Genomic DNA, 8,741 nt, shown 5'->3' on the forward strand with positions numbered 1-8,741 from the left:
TAAGCGGACATGGCAAACTTTTTTATTAGGCGACCTATCTTTGCCTGGGTGCTGGCCATCATTCTAATGATGGCGGGTGCTTTGGCGATCATGCAACTGCCCGTGGCACAGTACCCTACCATCGCGCCCCCTGCCGTAGCGATTTCCGCAACCTACCCAGGTGCGGATGCACAGACGGTTCAGGACACAGTAACGCAGGTTATCGAACAGAACATGAACGGTATCGATAACCTGATGTATATGTCCTCCACCAGCGATTCAGCCGGGAGCGTGACCATCACACTGACGTTCCAGTCTGGGACCGACCCCGATATCGCGCAGGTCCAGGTGCAAAATAAGTTGCAGCTCGCCACACCGCTTCTGCCGCAGGAAGTCCAGCAGCAAGGTATCAGTGTTGAGAAATCGAGTAGCAGCTTTTTGATGGTTGCGGGTTTTGTTTCTGACAATCCGCAAACTACACAGGATGACATCTCCGATTACGTTGCCTCTAACGTTAAAGACACCATCAGTCGTCTGAACGGCGTTGGCGACGTGCAGCTGTTTGGTGCTCAGTACGCCATGCGCATCTGGCTGGATGCAAACTTGCTGAACAAGTACAAACTCACACCAGTCGATGTCATTAATCAGTTAAAAGTACAGAACGATCAGATAGCCGCAGGTCAGTTAGGTGGTACGCCGGCATTGCCTAATCAGCAGCTTAATGCCTCGATCATTGCGCAAACACGCCTGAAAGATCCAGAAGAGTTCGGCAAAGTCACCTTACGTGTGAACAGTGATGGCTCTGTTGTTCATCTGAAAGATGTCGCGCGTATTGAGCTGGGCGGTGAAAACTATAATGTTGTTGCTCGCATTAACGGTAAGCCTGCATCCGGTCTCGGTATTAAACTGGCCACCGGCGCAAACGCACTGGATACCGCTAACGCCATCAAAGCAAAACTGGCAGAACTGCAACCCTTCTTCCCGCAGGGAATGAAGGTCGTCTATCCGTACGACACGACGCCGTTTGTTACGATCTCTATTCACGAAGTGGTAAAAACGCTTTTTGAAGCGATCGTGCTGGTCTTCCTGGTCATGTATTTGTTCCTGCAAAACATCCGGGCAACGCTCATTCCGACCATCGCGGTCCCCGTCGTATTATTGGGAACATTTGCCGTCCTTGCCGCGTTTGGCTACTCGATAAATACCCTAACAATGTTCGGGATGGTGCTCGCCATCGGCTTGTTGGTTGATGACGCGATAGTCGTGGTGGAAAACGTAGAACGTGTGATGATGGAAGATAATCTACCGCCGAAAGAGGCGACAGAAAAATCCATGTCACAAATTCAGGGAGCCCTGGTCGGTATCGCCATGGTGCTGTCTGCGGTATTCATCCCAATGGCCTTCTTTGGCGGTTCCACTGGGGCAATTTACCGACAGTTCTCAATCACTATTGTTTCTGCAATGGCGCTTTCCGTGCTGGTCGCATTGATTCTGACGCCGGCACTGTGTGCAACATTACTGAAGCCAGTCTCTGCCGATCATCACGAGAAAAAAAGCGGCTTCTTTGGATGGTTTAACGCCAAATTTGACCACAGCGTCAACCATTACACCAATAGCGTCAGCGGAATCATTCGCAAAACGGGGCGTTACCTGGTGGTGTATCTGGTCATTGTGATTGGGATGGCTGTGCTCTTCATGCGCCTTCCAACTTCTTTCTTACCAGAGGAAGATCAGGGCGTATTCCTGACAATGATTCAGCTCCCGGCAGGTGCAACTCAAGAGCGCACTCAGAAAGTGCTGGATCAAGTCACTCACTACTATCTGAACAATGAAAAAGCCAACGTCGAGAGCGTCTTTACGGTTAACGGCTTTAGCTTCAGCGGTCAGGGGCAAAACTCAGGGATGGCGTTCGTCAGCCTCAAACCCTGGGAAGAACGTAGCGGTAGCGAAAATAACGTTGAATCCGTTATTGCCCGCGCAACCCGGGCATTTAGTCAGATTCGCGATGGTTTAGTGTTCCCCTTCAACATGCCAGCCATTGTTGAACTGGGTACGGCAACCGGTTTTGACTTTGAACTGATTGACCAGGGCGGGCTGGGACATGCCGCACTAACCCAAGCACGTAACCAGCTGCTGGGCATGGTGGCAAAACACCCTGACCTGCTGGTGCGCGTACGCCCTAACGGTCTTGAGGATACCGCGCAATTCAAGCTGGATGTCGATCAGGAAAAAGCACAAGCACTGGGTGTTTCATTATCTGATATCAACGAAACCATCTCTGCCGCATTGGGTGGCTATTACGTCAATGACTTCATTGACCGTGGCCGCGTGAAAAAAGTGTATGTCCAGGCAGATGCTAAATTCCGTATGTTGCCGGAGGACATCAATAATCTGTATGTCCGCAGCGCCAATGGCGAAATGGTGCCATTTTCTACATTCAGTTCAGCACATTGGATTTACGGCTCGCCACGACTGGAACGCTACAATGGTATGCCATCAATGGAGTTGCTGGGAGAAGCTGCACCAGGCAGGAGTACCGGTGAGGCAATGGCCTTGATGGAAAGCCTTGCGGAAAAACTACCAAATGGTATCGGTCATGACTGGACGGGAATGTCCTATCAGGAACGACTGTCAGGTAACCAGGCTCCGGCGCTGTATGCCATCTCGCTGATCGTCGTCTTCCTTTGCCTTGCGGCATTGTATGAGAGCTGGTCGATTCCATTCTCTGTCATGCTTGTTGTACCGCTCGGTGTTGTTGGAGCATTGCTGGCAGCGTCACTTCGCGGGATGAATAACGACGTGTACTTCCAGGTAGGCCTGCTAACGACTATTGGACTTTCTGCCAAAAACGCCATCCTGATCGTCGAATTTGCCAAGGACCTGATGGACAAAGAAGGTAAAGGGTTGATCGAAGCCACTCTTGAGGCTTCCCGCATGCGTCTTCGCCCTATCCTGATGACATCCCTGGCATTTATTCTCGGGGTTATGCCTCTGGTTATCAGCCATGGTGCAGGTAGCGGTGCGCAGAATGCTGTTGGTACCGGTGTTATGGGGGGGATGCTCACGGCAACATTGTTAGCGATCTTCTTCGTTCCCGTCTTCTTCGTTGTCGTTAAACGGCGTTTTAGCCGGCACCACGAATAATTTGTAAAATAAAGGCGTCCATGGACGCCTTTTTACATGATGATGAGTTCTTTATTTATTAATAAGATAGACATTTAATTCCGCTGAAACATTGCAGAAAGAACTTTCAGGCCCGCCCATTTTATCCATTATTTTTACAATCCACATGAATTGAGATTATTCCTCATGTCAGTCTTTTTTTAAGCAGTGGTAAAATAGCGGTCGAGTTCGCAGATGGCTGAGCGTTTACCTTTGCTCAATTAGCGAAACGCTTATTTTTGAGGTAACACCATGAAAAGATTAATACCCGTTGCACTGCTTACCGCATTACTGGCTGGCTGTGCACACGATTCCCCTTGCGTGCCTGTCTATGACGATCAAGGGCGTCTGGTTCATACCAATACCTGTATGAAAGGCACCACGCAGGATAACTGGGAAACTGCAGGAGCGATAGCCGGTGGTGCTGCCGCTGTTGCCGGCTTGACGCTTGGGATAGTTGCCTTGACGAAATAAATAATCATAAAAGCGCGGCTGTTGCCGCGCTTTTAGCAATAATGATTAAATTTTTATATAAGACAAAACGTTGGTTCGAGGCATCATTCATAAAATAAAATTATTATAGATTCTCTTCACATATCCATGACCTCAAATTAGCATTTTCTCTATTCTTCGTTATAACGCACATCCCTTTCATTATTCTCACGCTACAGATATTAACGTCCGAAATTGTTATCTTGCGTCCTGTCTGAAAATTAAATATTTTGCGCTGAAATGTGGCTTACGTTTCAATTTTGCACCACTTCAGGGCGCTGCATTTATTTTTTCCTGTCTACACTCTGCATATTGCGTCGAATAATCGTGCGCAAAAACCTGGCACTACCTTTGCTTAGAAGAGTATGGCCAAAGCCACAGACAGGTAAAAGACGTTTGTAGAACGTTTCCATAACAATAATTCCTCCACACAGGATGCTCTATGAAAAAGATGATAATAGCCAGCCTGGCTGCGGCCGGCGTGCTGCTTGCGGTTGCAAATCAGGCACATGCCGGCGCAACTCTCGATGCCGTAAAGAAAAAAGGTTTTGTGCAATGTGGTATCAGTGATGGCCTGCCTGGTTTTTCTTACGCCGATGCAAGTGGTAAGTTCTCTGGTATTGATGTCGATGTATGTCGCGGAGTTGCCGCTGCCGTATTTGGTGATGACAGCAAAGTAAAATATACCCCACTCACCGCCAAAGAACGCTTCACCGCGTTACAGTCTGGTGAGGTCGACATGCTTTCCCGTAATACCACATGGACTTCCTCTCGCGATGCGGGGATGGGCATGTCTTTCACCGGTGTAACCTATTACGACGGCATTGGTTTTCTCACCCATAATAAAGCGGGTCTGAAGAGCGCTAAAGAACTGGATGGCGCTACGGTTTGTATTCAGGCAGGAACAGATACTGAATTGAATGTGGCCGACTACTTTAAAGCCAACAACATGAAGTATACCCCTGTCACCTTTGACCGTTCTGATGAGTCCGCTAAAGCGCTGGAATCAGGGCGCTGCGATACGCTTGCCTCCGACCAGTCTCAGTTGTACGCCCTGCGGATCAAACTGAGCAACCCCGCAGAATGGATTGTACTGCCAGAAGTTATTTCTAAAGAACCACTGGGGCCAGTCGTGCGTCGTGGTGACGACGAGTGGTTCTCGATTGTTCGCTGGACGTTGTTCGCTATGCTGAACGCTGAAGAGATGGGCGTTAACTCGAAAAATGTTGACGAAAAAGCGGCAAATCCTGCAACACCGGATATGGCGCACCTGTTAGGTAAAGAGGGGGACTATGGCAAGGATCTGAAACTTGATAACAAATGGGCTTACAACATTATCAAGCAGGTAGGTAACTACTCGGAGATCTTTGAACGTAACGTTGGATCGGAAAGCCCGCTGAAGATCAAGCGTGGGCAGAACAACCTCTGGAATAACGGTGGCATTCAGTATGCACCACCCGTGCGCTAATGCGCAGTGATGCAACGAGCGCCGCAACTGCGGCGCTCAGCCCAGAGTCATAGTTACCGAGGTTTTCTTATGTCCCATCGCCGCTCAAACGTAAAAGGATCGTTATCCTTTTCTAACCCTGCGGTCCGCGCCTGGTTATTTCAAATACTCGCTGTTATTGCAGTCGTTAGCATTGTGGTCTATCTCATTCATAACACCATTAATAACCTGAGCAGTCGCGGTATTACCTCGGGATTTTCTTTTCTCGAACGCAGTGCCGGATTTGGTATCGTCCAGCATCTGATTGATTACGAGCAAGGCGATACATATGGCCGCGTTTTTATCGTCGGTCTGCTTAATACACTGTTAGTCTCCGCATTGTGCATTGTTTTCGCTTCATTTCTCGGCTTTTTTCTCGGACTAGCACGGCTGTCGGATAACTGGTTGCTACGAAAGCTCTCTACAATTTATATCGAAACGTTCCGCAATATCCCGCCATTGCTGCAGATCTTCTTTTGGTATTTTGCCGTATTACGGAATTTGCCCGGACCACGGCAGGCTGTTAGTGCCTTGGATCTGGTCTTTCTGAGCAATCGTGGGCTCTACATTCCGGCGCCACAGATGGGAGAAGGTCTGATTACTTTCAGTGCCGCAATAGTGATTGCCGTCATCATCACCATTGGGTTATTTCGCTTCAACAAAATGCACCAGATCAAAACAGGCCAGTTACGCCGAACATGGTCAATAGCCCTGGCGCTAATAGCGTTTCTACCGATGATTTCACATTGGATTTTCGGCGCGGCGTTGCATTGGGATATCCCTGAACTGCGTGGGTTTAACTTCCGTGGCGGTATGGTGCTTATTCCAGAATTGGCTGCCCTGACACTGGCACTTTCTGTATACACCTCTGCATTTATTGCTGAAATTATCCGGGCGGGGATTCAGGCAGTTCCTTATGGACAGCATGAAGCGGCACGTTCTCTGGGCCTACCAAACCGGGTAACCCTGCGACAGGTCATCATCCCACAGGCGTTGCGTGTCATTATTCCCCCACTGACGAGTCAGTATCTGAATATCGTCAAGAACTCCTCTCTTGCAGCCGCCATTGGCTACCCGGATATGGTGTCATTGTTTGCCGGTACTGTGCTCAATCAAACAGGGCAGGCCATCGAAACTATCGCCATCACCATGTCGGTTTACTTGATCATCAGTCTGAGTATTTCTCTGTTGATGAATATTTATAACCGCCGCATCGCACTGATTGAGCGCTAAGGAGCCATGATGACAAAAGCACTGCTGTCTCGCCCCGCACGCCCGAGCAGTAACCAGGCAAGTCGCATTCTATTTTGGGTACGTAAAAACCTGTTCTCTAGTTGGTCAAACAGCCTGCTCACATTGCTATGCGTGTGGCTTATTTGGTCGTTCCTTCCCCCACTGTTGAACTGGGCATTCCTGCAGGCCAACTGGGTCGGTTCTACCCGGGCCGACTGTACCAAAGCAGGGGCTTGTTGGGTGTTCATCCATGAACGCTTCGGGCAATTCATGTATGGACTGTATCCACACGATCAACGCTGGCGCGTCAATCTGGCCCTGATTATTGGTCTGCTTTCCATCATCCCGATGTTCTTGAAAACCATCCCCCATCGTGGCCGCTACATCGCCATCTGGGCGGTGGTGTATCCCCTTACCGTCTGGTGGTTGATGTACGGTGGTTTTCTCGGGATTGAGCGAGTAGAAACCCGGCAGTGGGGGGGATTAACACTGACTCTGATTATCGCCTCCGTGGGTATCGCGGGCGCACTTCCATGGGGAATTTTACTGGCATTAGGCCGCCGTTCTCATATGCCGATCGTGCGTGTTTTATCGGTCATTTTCATTGAGTTCTGGCGTGGTGTACCGCTTATAACCGTCCTGTTTATGTCCTCAGTCATGCTCCCGCTATTTATGTCGGAGGGTACAACTATCGACAAACTTATTCGGGCACTGGTTGGCGTCATTCTTTTCCAGTCAGCCTATGTTGCTGAAGTGGTACGCGGGGGATTACAGGCCTTACCAAAAGGGCAGTATGAAGCGGCTGAATCACTGGCACTCGGGTACTGGAAAACGCAGGGGTTGGTGATCCTTCCACAGGCACTGAAACTGGTCATTCCCGGTTTGGTCAATACCATCATTGCGCTATTCAAGGATACCAGTCTGGTCATCATCATCGGCCTGTTCGATCTCTTTAGCAGCGTCCAGCAAGCAACTGTCGATCCGGCCTGGCTGGGGATGTCGACAGAAGGATATGTTTTCGCTGCACTGATTTACTGGGTTTTCTGTTTCAGCATGTCGCGCTATAGCCAGCATCTGGAAAAACGTTTTAACACCGGGCGTACACCGCACTGAGGAATTTATGAGCCAAATAGTAATGCCGTCCACTGACGCGATGATTACGCTGGAAAACGTCAACAAATGGTATGGGCAGTTTCATGTCCTAAAAAATATCAACCTGCAGGTCAAACAGGGAGAGCGTATCGTATTGTGCGGACCTTCTGGTTCCGGAAAATCGACGACTATCCGCTGTATTAACCATCTGGAAGAACATCAGCAAGGGCGTATTGTCGTGGATGGAATCGAGCTCAACGAGGATATCCGCAATATCGAACGTGTCAGACAGGAAGTTGGCATGGTCTTCCAGCACTTTAATCTCTTCCCTCATTTAACGGTTCTGCAAAACTGCACACTGGCCCCTATTTGGGTGCAAAAGATGCCGAAGAAAGAAGCTGAAGTGCTGGCAATGCACTACCTTGAACGAGTACGCATTGCTGAACATGCGCATAAGTATCCCGGGCAAATTTCCGGTGGTCAGCAACAGCGTGTCGCCATTGCGCGTTCGCTGTGCATGAAACCCAAAATCATGCTGTTTGACGAGCCTACGTCAGCGTTAGACCCCGAAATGGTAAAGGAAGTGCTGGATACGATGATTGGCCTGGCGCAATCGGGAATGACAATGCTGTGTGTAACACATGAAATGGGGTTTGCCCGCACGGTAGCGGATCGGGTGATCTTTATGGATCTTGGTGAGATTGTTGAACAAGCGCCTCCAGATGAATTTTTTGCCCACCCTAAATCCGAACGAACTCGTGCCTTTTTGTCGCAGGTTATACATTAACGCCACGATTGCCTGCACATATCAGGCCGGCAGCAATGCCAACCTCGTAGGCTGGATAAAGCATTAACGCACATCCGGCCTTTTTCCTGATACGTTAAAACGCAAAAAGGCCCAGTCTTTCGACTGGGCCTTTCGCTTTTATTTGATGTCTGGCAGTTCCCTACTCTCGCATGGGGAGACCCCACACTACCATCGGCGCTACGGCGTTTCACTTCTGAGTTCGGCATGGGGTCAGGTGGGACCACCGCGCTACAGCCGCCAGACAAATTCTTTTCTACGTGCCGAACTTTAACCTAAAAACTGGTGCTGATACCCAGAGTCGAACTGGGGACCTCACCCTTACCAAGGGTGCGCTCTACCAACTGAGCCATATCAGCACACTAAATTTGATGCCTGGCAGTTCCCTACTCTCGCATGGGGAGACCCCACACTACCATCGGCGCTACGGCGTTTCACTTCTGAGTTCGGCATGGGGTCAGGTGGGACCACCGCGCTACAGCCGCCAGGCAA

6 protein-coding genes, 1 tRNA gene and 2 rRNA genes are annotated in these 8,741 nt (G+C 49.7%); 6 read left to right on the top strand and 3 right to left on the bottom strand.

What is annotated here, in order from left to right; genetic code table 11:
* Positions 1 to 9 precede the first annotated feature (9 nt).
* The 6 genes from NNN64_RS13355 (at position 10) to NNN64_RS13380 (ending at position 8,231) form a co-directional block, all read left to right on the top strand.
* Positions 10 to 3,123, top strand: a complete 3,114-nt coding sequence (locus NNN64_RS13355) for an efflux RND transporter permease subunit (protein ID WP_271441682.1) — start codon at positions 10 to 12, stop codon at positions 3,121 to 3,123.
* A gap of 270 nt (positions 3,124 to 3,393) precedes the next feature.
* On the top strand, positions 3,394 to 3,615 hold the full coding sequence (locus tag NNN64_RS13360) for a membrane protein (protein ID WP_048213468.1): 222 nt from the start codon (positions 3,394 to 3,396) through the stop codon (positions 3,613 to 3,615).
* A gap of 460 nt (positions 3,616 to 4,075) precedes the next feature.
* On the top strand, positions 4,076 to 5,101 hold the full coding sequence (locus NNN64_RS13365) for an amino acid ABC transporter substrate-binding protein (RefSeq protein WP_202037597.1): 1,026 nt from the start codon (positions 4,076 to 4,078) through the stop codon (positions 5,099 to 5,101).
* Between the two features lie 69 nt (positions 5,102 to 5,170).
* Complete coding sequence (locus NNN64_RS13370; RefSeq protein WP_271441683.1) at positions 5,171 to 6,352, top strand: amino acid ABC transporter permease; 1,182 nt, start codon at positions 5,171 to 5,173, stop codon at positions 6,350 to 6,352.
* Between the two features lie 9 nt (positions 6,353 to 6,361).
* On the top strand, positions 6,362 to 7,465 hold the full coding sequence (locus tag NNN64_RS13375) for an amino acid ABC transporter permease (RefSeq protein WP_271441684.1): 1,104 nt from the start codon (positions 6,362 to 6,364) through the stop codon (positions 7,463 to 7,465).
* Between the two features lie 7 nt (positions 7,466 to 7,472).
* Complete coding sequence (locus NNN64_RS13380) at positions 7,473 to 8,231, top strand: amino acid ABC transporter ATP-binding protein (protein ID WP_048213472.1); 759 nt, start codon at positions 7,473 to 7,475, stop codon at positions 8,229 to 8,231.
* Between the two features lie 147 nt (positions 8,232 to 8,378).
* Here NNN64_RS13380 and rrf (NNN64_RS13385) read toward each other — a convergent pair.
* The 3 genes from rrf (NNN64_RS13385) to rrf (NNN64_RS13395) all read right to left on the bottom strand — a co-directional run bounded on the left by rrf (NNN64_RS13385) (position 8,379) and on the right by rrf (NNN64_RS13395) (position 8,738).
* Positions 8,379 to 8,494 (bottom strand): 5S ribosomal RNA (rrf, locus tag NNN64_RS13385).
* Positions 8,495 to 8,532: 38 nt separating this feature from the next.
* Positions 8,533 to 8,608, bottom strand: a tRNA-Thr gene (locus tag NNN64_RS13390).
* Between the two features lie 14 nt (positions 8,609 to 8,622).
* Positions 8,623 to 8,738, bottom strand: a 5S ribosomal RNA gene (gene rrf / locus NNN64_RS13395).
* Positions 8,739 to 8,741 lie beyond the last annotated feature (3 nt).

The sequence above is a fragment of the Citrobacter sp. Igbk 14 genome (assembly GCF_028069825.1).
Lineage (GTDB): Bacteria > Pseudomonadota > Gammaproteobacteria > Enterobacterales > Enterobacteriaceae > Citrobacter.

Excerpts from the sequence above, each read along its gene's own strand:
- NNN64_RS13355 (WP_271441682.1), top strand. The coding sequence starts at position 10 with ATGGCAAACTTTTTTATTAGGCGACCTATCTTTGCCTGGGTGCTGGCC.
- NNN64_RS13360 (WP_048213468.1), top strand. The coding sequence starts at position 3,394 with ATGAAAAGATTAATACCCGTTGCACTGCTTACCGCATTACTGGCTGGC.
- NNN64_RS13365 (WP_202037597.1), top strand. The coding sequence starts at position 4,076 with ATGAAAAAGATGATAATAGCCAGCCTGGCTGCGGCCGGCGTGCTGCTT.
- NNN64_RS13370 (WP_271441683.1), top strand. The coding sequence starts at position 5,171 with ATGTCCCATCGCCGCTCAAACGTAAAAGGATCGTTATCCTTTTCTAAC.
- NNN64_RS13375 (WP_271441684.1), top strand. The coding sequence starts at position 6,362 with ATGACAAAAGCACTGCTGTCTCGCCCCGCACGCCCGAGCAGTAACCAG.
- NNN64_RS13380 (WP_048213472.1), top strand. The coding sequence starts at position 7,473 with ATGAGCCAAATAGTAATGCCGTCCACTGACGCGATGATTACGCTGGAA.